Origin of the sequence: Robertmurraya sp., assembly GCF_036676585.1 — a bacterium.
Taxonomy (GTDB): domain Bacteria; phylum Bacillota; class Bacilli; order Bacillales; family Cytobacillaceae; genus Robertmurraya_A.
This window is the reverse complement of the sequence record NZ_JAKFCQ010000036.1, coordinates 1-23,338: the sequence shown is the minus strand read 5'-3', so window position 1 is coordinate 23,338 and position 23,338 is coordinate 1. Positions and strand designations below refer to the sequence as shown.

The 23,338-nt window shown below is 35.0% G+C and carries 19 protein-coding genes; 2 read left to right on the top strand and 17 right to left on the bottom strand.

What is annotated here, in order from left to right; all coding sequences use genetic code 11:
• Window positions 1-17 precede the first annotated feature (17 nt).
• The 10 genes from ACGLXV_RS04275 to ACGLXV_RS04230 all read right to left on the bottom strand — a co-directional run bounded on the left by ACGLXV_RS04275 (window position 18) and on the right by ACGLXV_RS04230 (window position 13,511).
• Window positions 18-806 carry a sugar phosphate isomerase/epimerase family protein gene (locus tag ACGLXV_RS04275; RefSeq protein WP_391557649.1) on the bottom strand — a complete coding sequence of 263 codons (789 nt, stop codon included), beginning with the start codon at window positions 804-806 and terminating at the stop codon, window positions 18-20.
• A gap of 196 nt (window positions 807-1,002) precedes the next feature.
• The gene (locus ACGLXV_RS04270; protein WP_391557648.1) at window positions 1,003-3,519 is read right to left on the bottom strand and encodes a GH39 family glycosyl hydrolase; all 2,517 of its coding nucleotides are present in this window, start codon (window positions 3,517-3,519) and stop codon (window positions 1,003-1,005) included.
• Between the two features lie 350 nt (window positions 3,520-3,869).
• The gene (locus ACGLXV_RS04265; RefSeq protein ID WP_391557672.1) at window positions 3,870-5,591 is read right to left on the bottom strand and encodes a SulP family inorganic anion transporter; all 1,722 of its coding nucleotides are present in this window, start codon (window positions 5,589-5,591) and stop codon (window positions 3,870-3,872) included.
• A 341-nt stretch (window positions 5,592-5,932) separates the two neighbouring features.
• Entirely contained in the window at window positions 5,933-6,676 is a 744-nt protein-coding gene (locus ACGLXV_RS04260) for a DeoR/GlpR family DNA-binding transcription regulator (RefSeq protein ID WP_391557647.1), read from the bottom strand.
• Between the two features lie 77 nt (window positions 6,677-6,753).
• Window positions 6,754-7,665 (bottom strand): ribokinase, encoded by a 912-nt coding sequence (locus ACGLXV_RS04255; protein WP_391557646.1) that lies wholly within the window; start codon window positions 7,663-7,665, stop codon window positions 6,754-6,756.
• Window positions 7,666-7,667: 2 nt separating this feature from the next.
• Window positions 7,668-8,654 (bottom strand): ABC transporter permease, encoded by a 987-nt coding sequence (locus tag ACGLXV_RS04250; RefSeq protein ID WP_391557645.1) that lies wholly within the window; start codon window positions 8,652-8,654, stop codon window positions 7,668-7,670.
• A complete protein-coding gene (locus ACGLXV_RS04245; protein ID WP_391557644.1) occupies window positions 8,641-10,158 on the bottom strand; it encodes a sugar ABC transporter ATP-binding protein in 1,518 nt (505 codons plus the stop codon). The genes ACGLXV_RS04250 and ACGLXV_RS04245 overlap by 14 nt, the downstream gene beginning before the upstream one ends.
• Window positions 10,159-10,227: 69 nt before the next feature.
• Window positions 10,228-11,319, bottom strand: coding sequence for a sugar ABC transporter substrate-binding protein (locus ACGLXV_RS04240; protein WP_391557643.1), 1,092 nt, complete (start codon window positions 11,317-11,319; stop codon window positions 10,228-10,230).
• Window positions 11,320-11,400: 81 nt separating this feature from the next.
• A complete protein-coding gene (locus tag ACGLXV_RS04235; protein WP_391557642.1) occupies window positions 11,401-12,345 on the bottom strand; it encodes a sugar phosphate isomerase/epimerase family protein in 945 nt (314 codons plus the stop codon).
• Between the two features lie 248 nt (window positions 12,346-12,593).
• Window positions 12,594-13,511: an AraC family transcriptional regulator gene (locus ACGLXV_RS04230; protein WP_391557641.1), complete on the bottom strand. Its 918-nt coding sequence runs from the start codon at window positions 13,509-13,511 to the stop codon at window positions 12,594-12,596.
• A 176-nt stretch (window positions 13,512-13,687) separates the two neighbouring features.
• On the opposite strand from ACGLXV_RS04230, the gene ACGLXV_RS04225 reads away from it, so the two are divergent.
• Together ACGLXV_RS04225 and ACGLXV_RS04220 are read left to right on the top strand one after the other, a co-directional pair.
• Window positions 13,688-14,674: a glycoside hydrolase family 43 protein gene (locus tag ACGLXV_RS04225; protein WP_391557640.1), complete on the top strand. Its 987-nt coding sequence runs from the start codon at window positions 13,688-13,690 to the stop codon at window positions 14,672-14,674.
• Between the two features lie 311 nt (window positions 14,675-14,985).
• Window positions 14,986-16,149 carry an endo-1,4-beta-xylanase gene (locus ACGLXV_RS04220; protein ID WP_391557639.1) on the top strand — a complete coding sequence of 388 codons (1,164 nt, stop codon included), beginning with the start codon at window positions 14,986-14,988 and terminating at the stop codon, window positions 16,147-16,149.
• 108 nt (window positions 16,150-16,257) lie between these two features.
• Here the strand turns inward: ACGLXV_RS04220 and ACGLXV_RS04215 are convergent, their stop codons facing one another.
• The 7 genes from ACGLXV_RS04215 to ACGLXV_RS04185 form a co-directional block, all read right to left on the bottom strand.
• Window positions 16,258-17,154: a carbohydrate ABC transporter permease gene (locus ACGLXV_RS04215; protein WP_391557638.1), complete on the bottom strand. Its 897-nt coding sequence runs from the start codon at window positions 17,152-17,154 to the stop codon at window positions 16,258-16,260.
• Window positions 17,155-17,171: 17 nt separating this feature from the next.
• Window positions 17,172-18,050 (bottom strand): carbohydrate ABC transporter permease, encoded by an 879-nt coding sequence (locus ACGLXV_RS04210; RefSeq protein ID WP_391557637.1) that lies wholly within the window; start codon window positions 18,048-18,050, stop codon window positions 17,172-17,174.
• 96 nt (window positions 18,051-18,146) lie between these two features.
• Entirely contained in the window at window positions 18,147-19,433 is a 1,287-nt protein-coding gene (locus ACGLXV_RS04205) for an extracellular solute-binding protein (RefSeq protein ID WP_391557671.1), read from the bottom strand.
• Between the two features lie 136 nt (window positions 19,434-19,569).
• Window positions 19,570-20,358: a response regulator transcription factor gene (locus tag ACGLXV_RS04200; protein ID WP_391557636.1), complete on the bottom strand. Its 789-nt coding sequence runs from the start codon at window positions 20,356-20,358 to the stop codon at window positions 19,570-19,572.
• Window positions 20,352-22,094, bottom strand: coding sequence for a sensor histidine kinase (locus ACGLXV_RS04195; RefSeq protein ID WP_391557635.1), 1,743 nt, complete (start codon window positions 22,092-22,094; stop codon window positions 20,352-20,354). The genes ACGLXV_RS04200 and ACGLXV_RS04195 overlap by 7 nt, the downstream gene beginning before the upstream one ends.
• Window positions 22,095-22,259: 165 nt before the next feature.
• On the bottom strand, window positions 22,260-22,916 hold the full coding sequence (locus ACGLXV_RS04190) for an SGNH/GDSL hydrolase family protein (RefSeq protein ID WP_391557634.1): 657 nt from the start codon (window positions 22,914-22,916) through the stop codon (window positions 22,260-22,262).
• 22 nt (window positions 22,917-22,938) lie between these two features.
• The coding region (locus tag ACGLXV_RS04185; protein ID WP_391557633.1) for a polysaccharide deacetylase family protein at window positions 22,939-23,338 on the bottom strand (400 nt) is incomplete at its 5' end.

The window sequence follows — 23,338 nt, the reverse complement described above, 5'->3', positions numbered from 1 at the left end:
TCTCCTCCTAAAATTTCTTATGAGAACGCTAGCTTTCTCATATAATTTATTGTGTAATCAATTCCTTTTTCGCCTAATTCTCCTGTCCATATTGGTGAGTGTGGTTCGATACTTAGTCCACCTGTATACCCTTTTACTCTTAATAGGGAAATAAACGTTTTCCAATCCGTTTGATCTAGTCCTGCTGGTGGATCGTCTACTCTTTGTCCATTAACTATTAACGATCCCTTAAGATGAACATGATTAAAACGCTCACCCCAATCTAGGGTTTCCTGCAAATAATCTCCTCCGAAATATCTACTATGGGAAGGGTCAAATTTAATCCCTAATTCTTTTAAATGACCATGAACCAACTTCCATGTCTCTGGATTGTGAACAAAATTTACTTTACGACAATTGTAAGTTGATATTTTCACACCCTTTGGTTTTGCGTAATCAATAAGTAGTGAAAAAAACTTTATAGCTGCTGAGCAATTTTCAAAGTAAGATATTTCATCAACATAATTACAGCCACTAACAAAATTAGGACAATCTAGTTCACTAGCTACATCAATTAATCGATAACACCTCTCGAGTTCGTCCTCAATAATTCCCCCGTTTTTATCAATGCGAAGTGACTTCCATCTCCCAATTGACCCTATACTAATTTCATATTTATTTTTCCAATCAAGTAACTGATTCTTATTTTCATAAAATGTTTTAACGTCTTGGCCATCATTTACACATAGTTCTATAAAACCCAAACCTTTTTGCTGTGCTCGTTGAAAACTCTCCTCATTTGGTGTAGCGATAATACCTAATTGCATAAATCTCACCTATTTCCATCTCTATGTTTTGTTGTCTTCTTTTGGATTACGCTTACATTTTTATTTTACTCTTTTAAATCATTTACTTCTGTCATCCTATTAATCAACTTAGTCTATATTCTTCATGTATTTTGGTTTCCAAAGATAACAAAAAAAAAGAGGTTAAAAATCAACGTATGATTTTTAACCTCACATTTTAATCAAATAACAAGTTAATTTCAAAAAGTCTAACCTCGTGTGGTTCAAGCTGAGCTTTTAATACAATAGATTGTCCCTCTGCAACCGCATGCTCCACTTTCATATGTGGTATACAAATTTGTCTAAGATATTTAACTTCATCGGGTTTTATGTCATCAACAGCACCAAATTTCAGCCACTCGTCGAGTACACTTCCATTTGTTCTATTAAGTTTTGTCTCTTTTATACGGTATTTTCCATTCTTTATTCCTTGTATTTCTAATGAACAATCAATTACTTCTGTATCTTCAAAGATCTCATACTGATCATAAATCCCTGTACTCCCCTCAGGATATAAGTAATAGGAGTACTTAAAATGTTTATAGTTAAAACATAATATTTGATACCTGTCTCCTGATTTCTTTGTGACAATATAATTGTCCCCTTTAGAAACTAACACTTCTCCTAATTGATTTAACAACATAAACGCATGATAACTAGGTTTTTGTATTCCATTCTTGGTTACTAACCCTGCTCCACCATATAAAAAGCTTTTTGAATCTCTAAAATCACTAAAAATATCGGATGAGAGCCAATATCCAATCATATTAATTTTATTTTCGCTTATGTTGTCAACGATGTTCTTAACAATATAAGGTGCTTTAAAACAACTATCATTTAAAAAGTTTCGATTAGAAATAGAGATATTCCATTCCGTAACGTTAATTTCCAAATCTTCCATACCCATTTTTTTTAACGATTTCCTTACTTGATTTAGCTTACTCTTTACAAATTCAGGATTCCCCGAATGGAGATTCTTTATTGGTAATTGATTCTTGTTATAGACTTCTATTGGGAATAGATAGACGGAAAGAAAATCAGGTTGGTATTCTTGTTGCTTCCATTGTTGGAGTAGCAAATCAAGCCGATCTCCCTCTATATCCATACTTAACCCGCACCCTCCCACTTTTACTGAGGGGACAATTTCATTAGCAGTCCTTTTAAATCCATTAAAGATTCTAAAGTACCCTTCAAAATCTTCATGGTCTGTTTTTTTATATCTTCTTAGGTTTTCAGCAATTTCTTTATCGTTAGAAAGGTCTGCTGTAAATAAATCGGGGTGTCTCCAAATTTCGAAATACCAGGTCTCTACTTCTTCAATACCATAACGTTCCACACACTGTAATAAGAAAGATCTTGTTAGATTTCTCCATTCCGCAGATGTCTTTTTACTTATCGTATGAATTACAACTTTTTCTTCAATTGACTTAGATAATACCTTAGGTTTGGGTCCAATTTCTATAAACGGTTTTAGTTTGTTCTGAATAAGGAAATCTAATAATTTATTTGTATTTGTAAAGTTATAAGATAATTTTCCTCCAGAACGATCCTCTACTAACATGTCGTCTCCAAATATGCCCCAAAACCTTGCATAAGTAAATCCAATTTCACTTTGCAAAAATTTAATGTGCTCTTGCATATCTGAATTCAATATATCCTTTGCATAACCAATATTGATTAACTTATTCCAATACTTTGCAATTGGGTTTATCTTTTCAATCGTTATTACTTTATTTTCAGTTTTTGTTGGGTGGTCAGTTTTAGTTATCAGCGCAGGACTTTTATTTGCTGTATCTTTAAGATAATTTTGTAATTCTACTAATGCTTCACCATTTGAATCTTGGTCAATTTCTACAATTGGAATTACTTCTTTTTTATCAACTTGCATTTGTTTTCTATATTCCACCGGCTTCATCTGATATTGTTCATTGAATACCCGATTGAATGCAGTTAGATTAGGAAAGCCATTATCTAAGGCAACCCGAGTAATAGGTTTATCCGTATTCAATAATTCGTTAACAGAATGGGCCAATCTTACTTCGTTTAAGTATTGAGAAAAGGTCTTACCCGTTTGTTTTTTGAAAAACTTAGATAAATAAGGACTTGAAAGGAAATAAAGGCCTGCCACTTCATCAAGTGATAATGGCTCTCTAAAATTACTTTGAATATAATCCAAAATATCCGCTAGTCTCTCATCTTGTCCCTTTAGGGAGATGTTTTTTTCCAAGTTGTTGTTATCATTCTTCTTTAATAGTTTTGACGTTAGAAGTGAACTCACCTTGTATGCTTTTTCTAAAAATTCTATCTCGGTACCGTTGTTTTGCTTCATATATACTGTTAATAGCTCTTCTAAAGCATCCTTAAATACACTTTTAGTAGAATTTTGAATCGAACAATCCCTAGAAAAAGTTAAATTTCTTTGGGAGAGTAAGGTGGTCAATTCATCATAATTAAAATGTATAATAACAAATAAATTATCCTGGTTAGATTGAAAGGAATGAAATTCATTTGAATTTATTAGAACTAAATCTGAAGTAGTTAAATTGTATGCAGTTCCACTAATCTTCACCTGTAACTGACCTTTTATGACATAGATTAATTCGATGTCCCGGTGTGCATGTTCCAAATGAGTAGTGTGATTCAAAACAGATACTGTTACAATTTTAGAAGTGGTAGAAGATTGATAAGTTTGCATTTCATCCCTCCTTAAAAAACAAATACTACATAGGAACTTTTAACCATTACTATAGCATACAATTACTATACGTCTTGAGTTAAATTATATTTATCGATTTTTTTGTTTGATACTTTATTTTTACATTATAAGCAATGTGTGCACAGACTTAATTTCTTTAATTGATTTTAATTGATTTAGATTGTCTAAAAATATGCTTAAAAACCTTGATCGGTCAGACTTAATTGTTTTAAATATATTTTATTCAATTGTTCAATAGATTTCCCACTAAAAGTCAGGGGTTCAAGCCCCCTATGCTCCATACAATAAACCCTTGCGTAGTGTTTCTTTACACTAACTAGTATGACATCTTAAATCATATAGATAAAAGGTGTTTCTGTTTCACCTTTGCCATTAGAAGAGAATGTTATCTTCATCTCTTCAAGTAATTTTTCTATTGATACATAACCTATTTCCTTTTTATATTTTTTATCCCAGCCAGCTCTATAGGCAGTATCTCTTACAGAACCTTTCATTCCAACAAAATATAATTCGATATTACTTTGTTGTTTTAGTTGATCTTTGAACTCTTCAAGCGATTTACATGCAGTTGTATCCATATCATTAACACCTGAAAAATCTAATATTACCAAATTCACCTTTGACCTTTGGAATAGTAAATGTCCTATTTTCTCTTCAAGGTAAAATACGTTCGCAAAATGTAGGGAAGAATCTATTCTTAAAAAAATTACATCGTCAAGTGTCTTAGCCTCGGGAAATCTTTTCAAATCCCGAAACGTTTTCTCCATTTCAAGATATCCAATTTCTATAATACTTGATTTAAACATTCTACTTAATAATTGGTAGAAACTAAAAGTAGCACCAATTAAGATTCCCCATTGAATCCCTACAAAAAGCGTAGCTAGAAATGTAACTAACCAACTCCAACCATCGACGGGTTTAATTTTGATTAATTTTTTAAATTGCTTTAAATCAATTAGCTTATAAACCGCAACCATAATGATTGCGGCTAATACTGCGTTAGGTAGGTAATAAAAATAGGATGTGAAAAATAGGAGTGTAATCAGAATCAGCATTCCTGTAAAAATGGAAACCATTTGAGTAGCCCCACCACTTTGGTGGTTGACTGCACTTCTAGAAAAGCTCCCATTTATCGGTAATATTTGAAAAAACGAACCAAAGATATTTGCTAGCCCTAAAGCTTTTAATTCCCGGTTAGGATTTATTTTATACTTTTCTTTATCAGCAATAGATTTACCTATTGCAAGAGATTCCATAAATCCAAGTAACGCGACAGTGAGTGCAGGTAGAATAATTTGTTTAACAGCTGCTAATGTAATAGTAGGAAAAAGAAGTGATGGAAAACCACTTGGAACCATTCCAACAATCTTTACCCCTTCTTTGTTTAAACCAAAAGAATAAACAATAATTATAGAAAGTAGTATCAGCAATAACGCTGCAGGAACTCGTGGACTTACTTTTTTTAGTAAGACTAAAAAAGCAATGCTAGTTCCCCCAATTAATAAAGTAACCCCATGTATACCACCAATTTTATTTACCATATCGTGAATTAATAGATGAACTTGAAAGTAATTCCCTAAATCAATACCTAACAAATGCTTTAATTGACTCAATGCAATGATAATGGCAGCTGCGGACGTGTAACCTCCTAGTACAGAGGGGGAAATAAATCTAACAATAAAGCCTAATTTTAAAACACCAAATAAAAATTGAAAAATACCTACCATTAATGCTAATAAAATAACTAATGTAACATATTCAGATGTCCCTGGTTGCCCAACTGCGGAGATACCAGAAAAAACTAATAAAGATGTGATTGCTGTTGGACCAACTGAAAGATGTCGGGAAGAGGCAAAAAGTGCATATATGAGTAATGGAAGTGTCGAGGCATATAGCCCCATTACAGGTGGGAGACCTGCCAGCATGGCATAGGCCATTCCTTGAGGAACAAGCATGACAAATAGCGTAAAACCAGCCAAAAGGTCATTCATCATTAAATTACGATTGTAAGGTTCCTGCAAATTTAGTGGGATAAATTTTCTAAATACCATTTCCACTTTTCCTTCTTTTATCATTTTTTCGAAAACAAGAAAATTAAAGAAAAGAACTCCCTTCCAATGGAGAGTTGTTTATTTATATTTCAATCTTATACATATGCTTGATTTAATACTAAATCAGTTCTCCATTTGACTCAATAACTTTTATATACCAGCCAAAGTTCTACTTCTTCGAACATCATTCAAAAGAATAAATTAACTTTTATTGTTCAACAAATCCCCTCTGGTACATAGAGATCAGGATTTCGAGCGTACTACCACCAAATACGAAAAGAAAACCCTTGCGAAAATAACAAGCAAGGGTTTTCCTTTAGTCAAATTTAATTTGGTACATGTTATTCAACAACATAATATTCAGTAGTTCCATCAAGTTCAGGAATCTGCTTATTTGTAATGAGTAAACAATCTTGAATATCAAATGCCTTACATAAAGTATTTTTATTAAATTTTGAGCTGTCGGCTAGTACATAGCATTTATTTGAGTTCATTTTGACAATACTTTTCTTACTAGCTTCTCGAAAGTCGGGAGTATTTACACCCACATTTAAACCAAAACCACTAGCGCCAAGAAAAGATTTATCAAAGTTTAAGTTTCTTAAAGAAGAGTCAGTGAGAGGTCCTGAAATAGAATCCAAATTTCGATTAACCTCTCCTCCTACAATCGTAATGTTTTCTATGTGAGTACCATTAACCTCACTCAACACCTGGATATTGGAAGTAACTACTCTAATCCCTTTTGATACAATGTATTTTACAATCGCTGAGCATGTGGTTCCTGAATCAATGTATATCACATCATCGTCTTCTACTAAAGAAGCAGCAAATTTTGCAATTCTTTCTTTACTTTCTTTATTTAGTAATTTCTTTGTGCCTACTGGAATTTCATGAGAATCCAGCTTTAATTTAACTGCTCCACCTCGTAAAAGGACAATAAAATTTTCGTCTTCCAGGATTTTCAAATCTCTACGAATGGTAGATTCAGAGACCCCATCAAAAATTTTCAACAGATCTTCAATATAAAGGATTTGTTTATTTTCTAATTCATCCATTATTTTTTCTCTTCTGACATAAGGGATCATGATTTAATACCTCGATACATATTTATTAAATTTCGTTAAGTTTCATAGTTGAACTAAAGATTGTACTTCATAATTTATCACACATATTCGTTTAACTCTAATAGTGTTGGCATTGCATCTTGAGCGCCAATTTTGGTAACCGTTCTTGAACTAACTATTGAAGCCAATTCTCCTATTTTCTCAATCGGCAACTCATTCATAAGTCCGTAAGCTAATGCCCCAGTATAAGAATCTCCTGCTCCTGTTGTTTCGACTACATCTACTGTTCTGCAAGGAATGTGAATGGTTTTCTTTCCATCATATATAATACTGCCTTTTTCACCAAGAGTTATGATTAACAGATTATTAGTATATTGATAAAGCTTATCGCAAACCTTTTCAGCCTCGCTTAGCGATGACACACTCTCTCCAGCATAAAAACTAGCTTCCGTTTCGTTAACCACTAGACAATCCACCAGTTTTAAACAATCAACATCTATTTCACTTGCAGGAGCAGCATTTAATATCACATAGCAATTATACTCTTTCGCCTTTTTAATGGTATATTCCACCACTTGTTTTGGAATTTCTAATTGTAAAATAACGATTTTGCTTTTCATAAATAAGTTTTCCACCTGATCGATGTCTTCAATCGTCATACTGTAATTAGCACCTTTTGCTATGGTTGCAACCACACTTCCATCTGAAATTGCATTCACAATGCCAAGTCCAGTGTTTGTATCAGCTTGGAAAACATAGTCAGTATTCAAGCCATACTTTTTCATATTTGCAATTAATTCAGAGCCAAATTGATCATTGCCAACCTTACCTACCATATAACTTTCAAGTCCCAGCTTGGCGCACTGTACTGCTTGATTGGCTCCCTTCCCACCTCCACAGAAAGTTACACTATCTGCTGTAAAGGTCTCGCCAATTTCCGGAAGTCGTTTTTGCTTAAGGATAATGTCATAATTGATACTACCTACTATTGTAACCGCATTCTTTTCCATGGTTATTTACCTACCCCAATAGCTTTGGTATTACTTCTACCAACCCTCATTCCTTTAAGCTTCCCTTGAATCACTTCAAAATAAGCTGCTACTACAATTATAGCTCCGGTTGCAATATATTGCCAAAAACTATCTACTCCTACAACAACTAATCCAACTTTTAGTGTTGATAATAAAATTGCTCCGAGTAATGTACCGATCATATTCCCTCTTCCACCAGCCAGGCTAGCTCCACCAATAGCAGCGGCTGCAATCGCATTTAATTCATAAGTTTGCCCTGCCGCTGGCTCTCCTGACCCTAAGCGCGCTAACAACACCATACCAGCCAAAGCGGCTCCAGCTCCAGAAATGGCATAAGCAAGCATTTTACTTTTGTTAACATTTACTCCTGATAAGAGAGTAGCTTCTTCATTACCCCCTATAGCATATATATAAGTCCCAAGTTTAGTATACTTTAAGATGATATGTCCAACAGCAGCAAATGCAAGAAGTACAAGAATTGATACTGGAAATGCTCCAAAAATATCTGAGTTAAAAATTGATCTGAAATTTTCAGGAATATCCAGAACTGGCCAGCCTCCAGTTATAACATAAGCAATTCCTCTGTATGCACTCATTGTTCCTAAGGTAGCAATAAATGGCTGAAGATTTAACTTTGTAATTAATAGACCATTAAATACTCCTAAAACAAAACCTATCCCAACTCCACATATAATTGCTAATACAGGATTTAAACCACTTACAAGTAAATCACCTACAACTACAATTACAATTGCAAAGATTGATCCTACTGAAAGGTCGATTCCACCTGTAATGATTGCATAAGTAATACCTAAAGCTAATAATCCATTAATAACACTTTGGTCCATAATATCAAGTAAATTACTTCCACTTAAATAGACTGGTTCAATAATAGAAAATACAATAACCATAATTATGATCGCTGCTACTAAGCTTAGTTCTCTACTATATTCCTTAGTTTTTAACATCTTTGTGTACCCCCATCGCATATTGAAGGATATCTTCTTCAGTAAGATTCTGATTTTTAAACTCTTTCACTTTTTGTCCCTCACGCATGACAATTATCCGATCACTTAGGCCTAACACTTCAGGCAACTCGGAGGAAACGACGATTATAGATTTTCCCTTTTCAAGTAATTCTTCTAGGACTCTATAAATCTCTGCTTTCGCTCCAACATCGACTCCTTTTGTCGGTTCATCTAAAATTAAAATCTCAGCATCTGAGGAAAGCCATTTAGAAATCACTACTTTTTGCTGATTTCCTCCGCTCAAATTAGTCGTCATATAATGAGGGTTACTAGGTTTTAAGTTGATTTCATCGATATAATAATTACAGTTCTCCGTTTTCTTTCTATGATTCACGAAGCCGTACTTAGAGAATTTCTCCATTTTAGTAAGACCTACATTGTTTGCATTATTAAAAAATTTGATAAACCCTTGTGTTTTTCGATTCTCTGGAATGAGTCCAATCCCCATTAGAACACCTTGGCGAGGATTTTTAATATTCACTGGAACTCCCTTTATTTTAATGGTGCCACCTGACTTTTCCTCTGCACCAAAAATCGTTCTAACTACATCCGTCCTTTTGGAGCCAACTAAACCTGCAAAGCCTAATATTTCACCTTTATGAAGGTGGAAATTAATGTTTTTAAAGACTCCATTCACACTTAGGTTTTCTACTTCCAATACCTTTTCATCAGTCTTTGGAGACGGTTTGGTTCTTACCGCATAAGCTGAAACATCCCTGCCTACCATTTTTTTTATTAGTTGCTCTCTTGTAACATCTTTTAATTGAAACGTATCTATATGCTTTCCATCACGAAGGACTGTCGCACTGTCGCAAATCTCGAAAACTTCATCTAGACGGTGACTGACATATAAAATCGTTATTCCATTTTTTCGTAAGTCGTTAATAATAGAGAAGAGTGTTTGCACTTCTTGATTTGTTAGTGAAGCTGATGGTTCATCAAATGATATGAGTTTCGCATTATGATACAATCCTTTGGCGATTGCTACCATTTGCATTTCTCCTGTACTTAACGTACTCGCTAAATCTTCGCTTTTAAAGTTACACTTCATTTTAGTAAGGATTTCATTCGCATCATGATGAAGCTTTTTGTAGTCAATAAACATTCCTTTTCTTGGTTCATGACCTAAAGTAATATTTTGGCCCACAGTTAAATCTGGAATTAGACTAACTTCTTGATGAATTTTTACAATTCCATCCTGAATGGCCTCATTGGCATTTTTATATGAAACTATTTGTCCTTGAATTTCTACCGTTCCTTCATATTCATTATTGACTCCATGGAGTGTATTCAATAATGTTGACTTTCCTGCCCCATTCTCACCCAATAGAGCATGGATCTCACCTTTTTTTATATCAAAACTCACCCTATCTAGGGCCTTTACTCCCGGAAAAACTTTTGAAATATTCTGAAATCTAATGATACTTTCTGTTTGCTTTTCCATTTCGATTCCCCTTTTCATACCTATAGTCGAACACAATCAATCCGACTATAGGTATAAACTAGTATATTGTTACTTTGCTATTGTTGGGTCTACCCATTTAATAATCTCTTCAGCTGGTGTATCTACATTTGTTTCATCAATTAACGCTTGAGGAGTCCAAATTACTCTAGGTACTTCCTGTCCGCCCAATTGACGAATGGTCATTTCAACTGCAATTTGCCCTTTATATTTCGGGAAAGAATCGATAGTAGCGTCCAATTCACCTTTACGAATAGATTCATATGCCTCACCGATTCCATCTACTCCGACTACTAATATATCTTTCCCTGATTCATTTACTGCCTCTTGTGCACCTAAAGCCATCGTGTCATTATTTGCAAAAATAGCAGCTAGATCCCCATGCTTTTTAATCCATGTTGCAGCAATATCCTTTGCCTTTGCACGATCCCAATCCGCATTTTGTTTTTCAGCAATATCAATGTTTGGTGCATTATCCTTCATCCAATTCTCAAATCCTAACGTACGTTGTCTAGCAGCGAATGCTTTTGGCATTCCTACTATAATCGCAACCTTACCTTCTCCATTTAATTTTTCTGAGATCCATTCTGCAGCTGATTCCCCGTTTAAATCTGCTTTTGGTCCGACAAAATTTGGAGCTTCCTTGATAATGCCGTCGTTAACGTTCATTACTGGGATATCCTTTTCGAGGGCACTTTCAACCCCAGGAACAAGATTGCTGTCTGAAATCGGAGAAAGTAACAAAGCACTATACTTTTTGTTGATCATATCTTTTACAATGGCAAGCTGTCCTTCTTCATCCGCTTCACCTTGTGGGGATTTGACATCAATTGTTAGGTTCATCCCTTTATCACTAAACTTTTGAGCCCCTGTTTCCATTCCTTCTTTCAATGTTCTCCAATATTCATTTTCAAACGCTTTTGCTACAGCACCTAATTTTATTTCTTCAGATAATTTAGGTACTTCCCCTAAGCTTGATCTTACTTCTTCATATGTTTGACCATCAGCATTATCTGGATTAAAAGCACCTGTATCTTTATCTGGAGATGTACTTCCACTACTGCTATTGCTACTACAAGCTGTCAATCCTAAAGAAATTGCTAAAACACCAGTTACGAATAAATTTTTTTTAGATTTTTTCATTTTTTTATCCCCCTAGAATTTATTAGTAATCGCTTTCAGAACTTATGAAAAAAATTTGTGTGCTTATATTTCAGTTAAAAATTATTTATTAACTTTTAACTCAAACATTGAAAAGAACATCTTGTTTACTGAAATTGCGTCGTTTTTCTCAATCGTTTTTTCAATTTCTGCTAACCCAAGCTGGTCTATTAAGCTACTAATAATATGAATCGCTTTTACATTTTGCTTAATTTCTGCAACTGGTTCCTCTCTAATAGGGAATGTATCAAAATAGATAGCTCCATCATAATTATACTTTTTCAAATAATACATGAATTCTAGTGTCTGCATTAATGATACCGTCCCAACCATTAAGCCGTCATCGTGAGTTCCATAGCCATCATTGATATGAACACCGAATAATTTCCCTTTATCTGCTGCAAGGCTTAAGCCATATGCAGGATTTTCTCGTTTCATGAGCATATGACAGTAATCAACTGTAACTCCAACGTTTTCACGATTGATTTCATTTACCATTAACAACGTTAGTCCAATACTATCAATTAATGCATATGATCTTTCTTGATATGGCTTATATTCAATACTGATTTGTAAGTCTGGTGCATAATCAGCAAGTGCAGTTACATATTCCCTAACTTGACTCCAGGCTTTTTGATAATCAACTTGGAATGGATAGTCAAACCCGTCAAAGCCTAGCCATAGAGTTAAAACTTTCCCACCTAATACTCTACAGGTATCTGCAGCCTCTTTACACAAAGTAAACGCGTCTTCAGCAATCAGCTTATTGTTGTTCCCAAATTCACCATTTATAAAATGATTTCTAAACCTTAAAGCTAATCCATTTGCATGAATGTTTAAATCTTTTAGGGTTTTATTTATCTCATCTACAGAGTAATTTGAAAAATGTTCAGGATAATTTAAGTCTACACATGTAATTCCATCAATCTCTGAAACTTTTTCTAAAGCTTTAATAATATCTCCATCGACCTTGGGCATAATTGAATTTATCCTCGTAGCTAATTTCATTGTGAGCCTCCGATTTTTGTTTAATCTTCTTGTAATGATTTCTTGAATTAAATTTAACACCATAATAAAGCGATTTCAATAATTTTTTTCATATTTTTTCATATTTTTTAACTTTTTTTCATATTTTTTAATATTTTTTCACACACCTATGTGCTCAGTTATTTAATGGATCCAAAATTTCTTTCTACTTTTAACACAAAAAAACACTCAAAAATGTTGATATACAACATAATTGAGTGTTAACTCCACTATAAAAGTTTGTATAGTTCATGGTAATCCTCTTCCTCAGTAAATTCATACCCTCTAATCTCACTTAATTCAACAGGACGAATCGAAGTGTTGTTTTTCATTTGTTTTTTTCGGTATTGGTGAGGTGTTGTGTGAAACGTGTCTTTAAAAAGTTTATGAAAGGAATTTAAATTTGGAAATCCACACTCTAACGCGATTTGAATGATGGGTCGATCGGTTTCTAGCAAATATCGAACCGCATGTTCCAAGCGTATCCCATTTATATATTTGATAAATGACTGTCCCATATGATGTTGAAAATATCTGGATAGATAGGGAGCCGTAAGTTCCTCTGTATCAGCCAACTCTTGAAGTGTGATAGGATTCATATAGTGCTGCTGTATGTAATTGGTTAACCGATTCATCCGTTCAATATCTTTTTCTGTGTTGATAATGACATTCTTCTTTTCCACCTTAAAATGGGTAACCAGTTGATACACCACATCTAATAATAGAGAGTGCACTTTAATTTCATAATTTTCTTCTTTCCTTTTTACAGCTAACAGTAGTTCAGCAAGCAGAGGCCTAATTTTGTTATAGGATTGCTGGTCAATACTCTGAAAGGACTGACAATGGAAGGATTCGTTTTCGATATTACTGTAAAATCTTTTAATAAATGTTATTGGAATTTGAATAAGTAATAGTTTATTCTCTTGATTGGATTCAACACCATGTACTTCATTACTGTTAATGAGCAAAAGGTCATTTTCCTCAAGCACATACTCTTCTCTTCCCACATACACATGTATTTGTCCTTTTAACACTAATAATAATTCAATTCTGTCGTGCCAATGCATGGCCACATACTTTACACTCGTCATTAATGCGAAAACTGGAACCTCTTCTTTAATTACAGCGCTTTCATATGGATATTTCATAAAAGGCAAGGCCTCCTACTTTTCTTGTTATATACTTATATACTCATTTTTTTGTAGAAATCCTTTTTTATAATTTTTTTCACTATTAAAAAACTTAGTTTTTCGAATATACAAAGTTATTCAACTTCGGTTATACTATATTTGTAAGCGATTAAATTATGTACGGGGGAGCTATTATGGGGAAAAATTCAAAACCTAACGAGCCTATAGTTACGCATATTTTTACAGCAGATCCTTCTGCACATGTCTTTGAAGGAAAGCTTTATATCTATCCTTCTCATGATCTGGATCATGATGGGCCTTCAAACGATAACGGTGATCAATATGCGATGGAAGATTACCATGTGTTATCCATGGATGATGTAAACGAACCATGTGTAGACCACGGGGAAGCGCTTCACTTGAGAGATATTCCTTGGGCAAGTAAACAGCTTTGGGCGCCAGATGCTGCTTACAAGAACAACACGTATTATTTATATTTTCCAGCTAGAGATAAAGAGGGAATTTTTAGAATTGGGGTTGCCACAAGCACGACCCCTGCAGGACCATTTACACCAGAAGAAAATTACATACCAGGTAGCTTCAGTATTGATCCAGCCGTATTCGTCGATGAAGATGACAAAGCATATGTTTATTTTGGGGGGCTTTGGGGAGGACAGTTGGAAAAATGGCAGGAAGGAACATTTAATCTTAATGCTGAAGGACCAATGCTAACAGAACCAGCATTAGGGCCAAGAGTCGCAGAATTAAGTGACGATATGCTAACCTTTAAAGGTGAACCACGAGAAATATCAATAGTCGATGAAAATGGAAATCCAATTCTTGCGGGTGATGAAGAACGAAGATATTTTGAAGGTCCATGGATTCATAAATACAAAGATCTATACTATCTATCATATTCTACAGGTACCACCCACAAAATTGTTTATGCGGTAAGCAAAAACCCACTTGGACCCTTTGAATTTAAAGGTACGATACTTACTCCCGTCATCGGCTGGACCACCCATCATTCGATTGTCCAGTTTAAAGAAAAGTGGTATCTTTTCTATCATGATTGCTCCTTATCAGATGGGGTAGATCATAAACGTTCGGTAAAATACGCTGAATTAACCTATAATGATGATGGAACGATTGTAACAATAGACCCTTATGGAGATAAATAACAAAGAACAGCTGGCTTTTACTGATAAAGGTCAGCTGTTTTTCTATTTTGGAGTCATGAAAACTTATCATAGTAATATATCACTATTACTCTATAACTATTTTTCGAAATTTACAAAACACTTAGTTTATTTACTATACAAACTAAGTGTAGGAAAGGTATAATAAACTCAAGACAGAATGACATGTTACATAGCTTTCACTAAAATGAAAGCCCTTTCTTCCCTCTGTCTAATTCTTACCTAAAAGGAGGTTTAGTTATCAATATATAAGAACCACCTTACCAAATTCTATTAAAAAAGGAGAATCTCACATGCTTAAAGTATTACGTAAACCTCTCATTACAGGATTAGCTTTAGCCTTATTATTACCTGTTGGAATGAATCCTGCCGCTGCTGAAACGACAAATGAACCGTCTACTAGTGCTTTATCGGTACCCTCTATAGCTGAAAGGTACAAGAATTCCTTCACTATTGGTGCAGCAGTGGAGCCTTATCAATTACAGGGCACAGAAGCAGAAGTATTAAAACGACATTATAATAGTATTGTTGCTGAAAATGTAATGAAACCGATCAATATTCAACCAGAGGAAGGTAAATTTGACTTTACCGAGGCTGATAAAATTGTTAAGTTTGCAAAAGAAAATGGCATGGACATCCGTTTTCATAACCTCGTTTGGCATAGCCAGGTGCCTGAATGGTTCTTCATAGACGAAGAAGGAAACAATATGGTTGATGAGCAAGATCCAAAACAGCGTGAGAAAAACAAAAAACTTCTATTAAAACGTTTAGAAACCCATATTAAAACGATTGTAAAACGCTATAAGGACGACGTGAAGTCTTGGGACGTTGTGAATGAGGTGATTGATGATTCACCTCAAAATGAAAGAGGGCTGCGTGAATCGGCTTGGTACAAGATTACGGGGGATGAATATATTAAAGTAGCCTTTGAAACAGCCAATAGATATGCAGCAAAAGATGCGAAGCTGTACATTAATGATTACAATACAGAAGTTACACCAAAGAGAACGTATTTATATAATCTTGTAAAAGATTTGCTTGAACAAGGAGTTCCAATTGATGGTGTAGGGCATCAAGCTCATATTCAAATTGGTTGGCCTTCTAACCAGGACATTGAAGATTCTATTAATATGTTTGCTGACCTTGGGTTAGACAATCAAATAACAGAGCTAGATGTTAGCCTATATGGTTGGCCACCTAGACCAGCGTATCCAACTTATGCTGATATTCCAACTGATAGTCTGGTAGCTCAAGCAGACCGCTACAATGCTATTTTTGAAATATATGAACGACTAGGAGACAAAATCAGCAATGTTACTTTCTGGGGAATAGCTGATAATCATACTTGGTTAGATGATCGAGCAATGCAATACAACGATGGTGTAGGAAAAGATGCACCTTTCGTGTTTGATCCTGAATATAACGTAAAACCGGCTTATTGGGCGATTATGGACTAAGAACATACGAAGCTAGTAGAACAGCTCCCATTCCAGGAGCTGTTTTTTCATACTGATTTGAGTAAGTAAAAAGGCTAACTCTATGAAATGAGTTAGCCCTTTATCCTTCTATCCTTTAACAGATCCTGCCGCAATACCTTCAACGATTCGGTCACTCAGAAGGAAGTATGCGATTAATACGGGGATAATACTGATCATCAAGGTTGCACCTATAGCTCCCCAATCGGTTAAATACTGCCCAACAAAGTTATTTACACCTACCGTAATTGTTTTCCACTTGTCCGAACTCAAGAAGGTATTTACAAATACAAATTCATTCCAGTTATAAATCATGTTAATGATGACAGTTGTTGAAAGTACCGGAACGGTCATCGGCAATGTAATTTGAAAGAATATCCTATGAACGGAACAACCATCCATAACTGCTGCTTCTTCAATCTCCCTTGGTATGGTTCTATAAAATCCAGTTAGAATCATAATCGTGATAGGCAAATTAAACGCAACGTAAGACAAAATAATAGAAATGGGATTATCTATTAAATTGACTGATTTAAAAATATTAAATAGTGGAATTAATGTTGAATGAAGTGGAATCATATACCCTGCCATAAACAATCCAAGAACTACTCCACTTAGTTTCCAATACATCCTTGTAATGGCAAATGTTACAAAGCTTGCAAGGATAACCGTAAGTACAACGGCTACAACGGTGTATAAGACACTATTAAAAAAGTAAACATCAATATGCCCTGCTGTCCATGCCTTTACGTAATTTCCCCATTGAGGATCTTGTGGAAATGCGAATGGGGACATACCGAATACCTCTTGATTCGTCTTCAATGAAAAAAGAAATAACCACACCAGCGGGTACACTTGGACAATGGCAATCAATCCTAGGATAAAATAAAGGATTCCGTATCCTATTCTTGTTCCGAGTGTTTTACTAGTTTTATATGGTGCCGCTAGAGTCGCATTTGTTTCTGTTCCATACGCAACCTTACTCATCGGTTTCACTCCCTCTCTTAAAATTGCACATCATCTTTAGAAGATAATAATTTTTGAATGAGCCAAGTCATAATGAGACAGATGACCAATAAACCGAATCCTATCGCACTTCCGTATCCGAAGTTGTATTTACTAAATGCCTCTGTATACATATAAGAAGCCATTACCTCACTCGCACCGTTTGGTCCGCCACCAGTTAATACAAAAATTAAATCAAAATACTTTAAGGAACCAACAATCGCTAGAATGACCATAACTTTTATCACACCAGTGATTAGAGGAATCTTTATTTTATAGGCTATTTGAATAGGGTTTGCACCATCTATTTTTGCCGCTTCAATCAATTCCTCTGGAACATTCTTCAACGCAGCATAAAAAATGATGATATAAAAACCTGCATACTGCCAAACAATTGGAATGAAAAGAGCAAATAATACGATGTTAGAATCAGCTAGCCAAAGTGGTGGGTTATCAACACCCAACATTATTAACAACCTGTTAATCATTCCATTAGTAGGATCGAATATCTTAGCCCAAAGTTGTCCGATCGCAACGGATGATAACAACATAGGAATTAAGTATATCTTTCTTAAAAAATTGGCTCCTTTAATTTTACTAGCTAATATAAGCGATAAAATAAGATAACCAACCAAGCTTACAGTTGAGAAAATACCAAGTAAAAGAGAATGCCACGTACTTTGCCAAAACTTTTTGTCTTGGACTAACTCGATATAGTTTTCTAATCCGATAAACTTCATCTTCCCGATTCCGTTCCAGTCCATTAAACCATAATAGCCAGTTAATACGATTGGGATATAAATTAAAAGCAGAATTAATATTAACGCAGGCAGGACATAAAGAGTGATTATGAATTTGTTTGACATGACACTTTTCATTTTCTGAACTCCCTTCTACTTTGAAAAGCGTTCCTATAAAATGATAGAGGGCATATGCTATATGCCCTCTACTCTTTAAAGATGAATTACGCCATATTACTCTTGTTCTTCGGCAAGTTCGTCCGCATGTTGTTTCACAAAATCCTGCGGTGTCACTTGTTTTCCAAATAGAGCCGTTACTAAATCATGGTGTAATTCGGATACAGCTGGGCTGGATTGAGTATCAAAATAAGTAGTAACGTTTGATGCTTCACTCAAATCTTTTAAAATTTCAATGTACATTGGAGCAAGATCCAAATTAGCTGTGTCTACTTTAGTAGCAGGAATAACACCAGCATCTGTAACTGATTTTTCTCCCCATCTTTTTACAAGGTATGCTGAGAAGTCTTTTGCTTCGTTCTGAACTTTAGAATCCTTTGCTACGAATAATCCAACACCAGGTCCACCAACATAACTGTTGATATCTGTACCTTTACCGCCTTCATAAGTTGGGAACTTGAAATAGCCAATCTTGTCTTTAAATTCCTGCGCTACATCAGGACTTGTAGTATAGTTTGGTAACTCCCAAGTAGCTGTTAGAAACATGGCTGCTTGTTCATTCATAAAGTAACCTTTTGCATCATCATTTGATAACGCACTAGACCCTTTTACAAACCCACCCATATCCACAAGGTTTTGTACTTCTTCCGCTGCTTTCACAATTGCTGGGTCGTCCATCTTTGCTTTTCCATGAATAACATCTGTTAAGATAGTAGAACCACCAATACGATCTGCTAGATACATAAACCAGAAAGAAGCAGGCCATCCATCTTTAGCACCTACAGTAGCCGGAACCACTCCATTATCTGCTAATGTTTTGACAACGTTCTTATATTCTTCAAATGTTTGAGGAACTTCAAGGTTGTACTTTTCAAATATTTCTTTGTTATAGAAAACATAAGAAATGTTCAATTCCAATGGTAAACCATACGTTTCCCCATCTACAGCATAGGATTCTTTTACGCCAGGAATAAAAGCATCTTTTAAATTTGCATCAACAATATCATCTAAAGGAGCTAACATATCTCCTTCAACATAAGGCTTAATGAATCCGTCTGACCATGTCATTCCAATATCCGGTAACTCATTAGAAGAGGCTAGGACTTTAAGTTTTTCTCTGTACTGATCAGGATTTAAGATTTCTGTTTCCACTTTTATATCTGTATGCTCTTTTTCATATTCTTCAATGATGTCTTTTACGATTGAAAACTGTGCATTTGAGCTACCTTCTGGCCATAAATGCATGAACTTGATTACTTTTTTACCATCGGCACTGCTTTCTTCCGTGGAACTAGAAGACGAACAACCTACTAATGCTAGAGAGACAAGCATAATTAAAGACATTAAAACTGAAACCGTTTTCTTTTTTAACAACGAAATTCCCCCCTATGACCTTTTACTAGATTTCCTTACATTTATAATTTAACATTCAGATCATTCTGAAAATAGGTCACAACGATTAGGAAAAATACTACTATTTTTAGAAAACCCTTTCATTGTTGTTTTTTCTGTAGGCACTCGGTGTCATACCCTCTAATTCTCTGAATATCTTAATAAAGTATTTTGCTGTTTTGTACCCTGACTCTTCAGCAATTTCATTTATGGGGAGACTCGTGGAGATTAATAATTCCTTGGCAAGTTGAATTCTTCTCCTAGTGACATACTCACTGAAAGTTAATTTGACATGCTCCTTAAATAGGACACTCAGATAACTCGGATTTAAATGCACATGTTCTGCTACTTCCTTTTGAGTCAATTCATTTTTTAAATTATGGTTAATGTAATCAATCGCTTCCCGGATTGGTATACGATCAGAGGGATGCTGAGTGCTGGCATTAACAAGTTTGTTATCAACAACCTTTTCAATCATACCTGCTCTCTCTTGCTTTTCAACTGCTGAAATCGCCTCTTCAACAGCCTCAATTAACACCTTTTTGCTTATTGGTTTTAGTAAATAATTAATAACACCAAAACGAAGCGCTTCCTGGGCGTATTGAAATTCTGAGTAAGCGGAAATAACAATGATCACAGGGAAGATATTTTGTTCTTTTACGGTTCGCAATAATTGTAGGCCTGTTATTTCCGGCATATTAATGTCTGTAATGAGGATATGAACTTTTTGATTTTGCATGAAATCAATTGCCTCTTCCCCGTTAGAGGCGATGAATATTTGATGCTCCCCATTTGCCCATGAGTCCAAAGTTTTCTTTAGCCCTTGACGTGTTCTTGGCTCATCATCTACAACCAAAATGGTCTTCGTATTCAACATTGTTCTTCCTCCCCGTTAACAGGTATCACAAAAGAAACCTTTGTCCCCATATTTCCTTCACTAACAATCGTAAGTCCCCTTCTTAAACGATCCTGATAGTATAGTTCAAGTCGCTTATGTACATTGGAAATAGCCATACCATTCCCTTTTTTAGAGTTTATTCCTCCGGATTGCAGGGCCTGTTTAATAGATTCCAATTTTTCTTGTGTGATTCCGGGACCATCATCTTCTACAAGAATTTGCAAACATTGGGTGTCTGTCGTAGGTTGAATAGATACCGAAATCGTGCATGGATTCAGCTTATTTCCAGCTCCATGCAAAACGGCATTTTCCACTAACGGTTGTATTAACAGTTTTGGAATTTTCACCTTTTCATACTCTGTTGGAAGGGTAAGATTCCATTTAAGGTGATCTCCGAACCGCATTTTAATAATCTCCATATAGTTTTCGATATGGTGAATTTCTTCTTTAATCGTTACCCAATCATCATCCGTTTGTTTCGTAATCGTATATCGGAACAGTTCAGACATAGCAACGACAAACTCGGCTAAATCTTCCTCATCCTTATCCTCAAGGGACCATCTTAGCGCGTCTAACGTATTAAAAAGAAAGTGAGGATTAATTTGTGCTTGAAGTGCTTTTAGCTCACTTCGACTTCGGGTGATCTCCTTCTGATAGACCATATTAATTAAATGATTTGTTTCCTTAACAAGCTGGTTATAGGTACTATTTAATTCGTTTATTTCATTTATCGTTGTTACACTAGGATTCATATATAAAGAACCTGCACTCGCTTGCTGCATGGTTTCTGTCAGTTTGATAATAGGCTTTGTAATATAAGTTGAAAGAAATAATGAGCTGGTAAAAAAAATGATAAACCCAATAATTCCAGAGAGGATAATCCCCGTACGTAATACACTTATCCCTTCTGTGAGAGCCTTAATTGGCGTTAAAATGATAAGTGTCCATTCGGTTTCATTTGAAGTTTGTTTTGTGACCATATACTCTTGGTTATCTAATAAAATGGTTGGATCTTCATTTTTTAAGATTGGTACAAGGGACTTATCGTAATTGGAAAGAATAGGCTTTACATCTTTATCAATTAAAATAGAATACTGATTGGACTCATCGTGGTTTGGAAACTGAAGATAACTTCTATAAATACTAATAAGTAGATAACCACCGTTAGCGTAATCTCGCCCCATTAAGTTCACTCGTCTCAAAGCAAGAATATTATCTGAGTTACTAGGATCATCTCCTATCCAGACCAGCCGACCATTTGCCTGATTAGCACGATGAATCCACTTTTCATCTATTCTAGTCATTAAACTTTTATCATCTAACGGTAATAATCGTTTCAGATTACTTGTGTATAGTTCAAAGGAAAAAATCCCTTCAGAGTTTGCTTGAATAATATTTACGATTCCTTCTAGTTGTTGCCGCTCTGAAAAACCTACTTCTTGTCCCTCGTAGGCGTCCGTTAACACTCTTTGTATATTTCCATTAGTCATGACTAGTTTAGAAGCAGTACTGATTTGTTTGTATAAAGACTCCAACCTCCCATTTGCTTCAACAGCTGTTTGATGAATTTGTCTATTCGCATTATTTTTTAATATGGTGGAAACTTGATTATACGTTAATATACTGACAATCAGTAAAACGATAGCCATTACAGCCAGAAAAACGACTAGTATTTGATTTCGTAATGTGTTCCATTTATGTAATCTAGAGAACATATCATTTCGCCCTTCTAAATATAGATAGTTTTAATTTACTATAACGCACAATCTTGAAACCGTTAACATTTTTTCTTTTCTTCTAAAGACGAGACTATCAAATGATAGTCTCGTCTTTAGATTATTTCTAATATGACAACTATTCTTTATCAATATTGAATCACATTAACTATGGTTCCAATCAAAGCCTATTTCTTTTAGAAATACTCGTGCGAGAATCATATGACCTGCAGCGGATGGATGAACACGGTCCCAAGCTAGTGTAGAAGAATGTAGTTCCTTTAATACAACATTAAAAGCTGCTTGGGTATCTATAAATAAACACCCTTCTTCTTCTGCTATTTTCTTTACCACTAGCCCGTACTGATCCATGGACTGCCGCATTTGGTCTAGTTCATTGCTTTCTATATAAAAAGGCGTCATAAGAACCATACCCTTCACAAAAGGTTTGGTCTCCTTTACAAGCTTCCTAAGGGTATCCTCGTATTCTTCTAAATACACATGCCATTCTTTTATAAAAGGAGTATCATATTGTCGCCAAACATCGTTTATCCCAATCATAATAGATAGCCAATCTGGCTTTTGGTTCATCACATCTTCCTGCCACCTGTTTTTTAAATCGCGAACAGTATTTCCGTTGATCCCTTTATTAACCACTCTTATCCCAAGATCCGGATAAACCGCTTGCAAAAGAGCATCAACATAAGATACATAACCCTTGCCTAAAGCCTGAAACAACCCTTCCCCTTCTGGTTTTACTCGCTCACAGTCTGTAACAGAATCTCCAATGAATAATAGTTTTTGAGACGGCTCAATGATCATTTCTATTCCTCCAGAAAATAGATTAGTAACCTGTTTCTATCATTCTAACAAAATCATCTATTGTATGGTTCTGAAGGATCATAATTCGAGGAATTTCATATCGGTTACTTTGATCCGTACTTAGACCCCCACCTACTTTGAATGCTCCTTTAAACCCAAGATCTTTTAGTAAAGAAATCGTATCTGAATTATAGTTCCCATACGGATAGGCAAACGCAAAAGTGGTTCTTCCCGTTAAGTCCTTAAGTGCTTCAGTAGCGTTATGCATCTCTAAGTATTGTTGCTCTTTACTTAGATTAGCCAAAAATGGATGGGTTACCGTATGATTTTGAATATCTACGCCATTTTCCATTACCGTTAAAATTTCACTTGCCGTCATATTCCAGCTTCCATTCACCCAATTAGAAACGGTAAATTGTGTC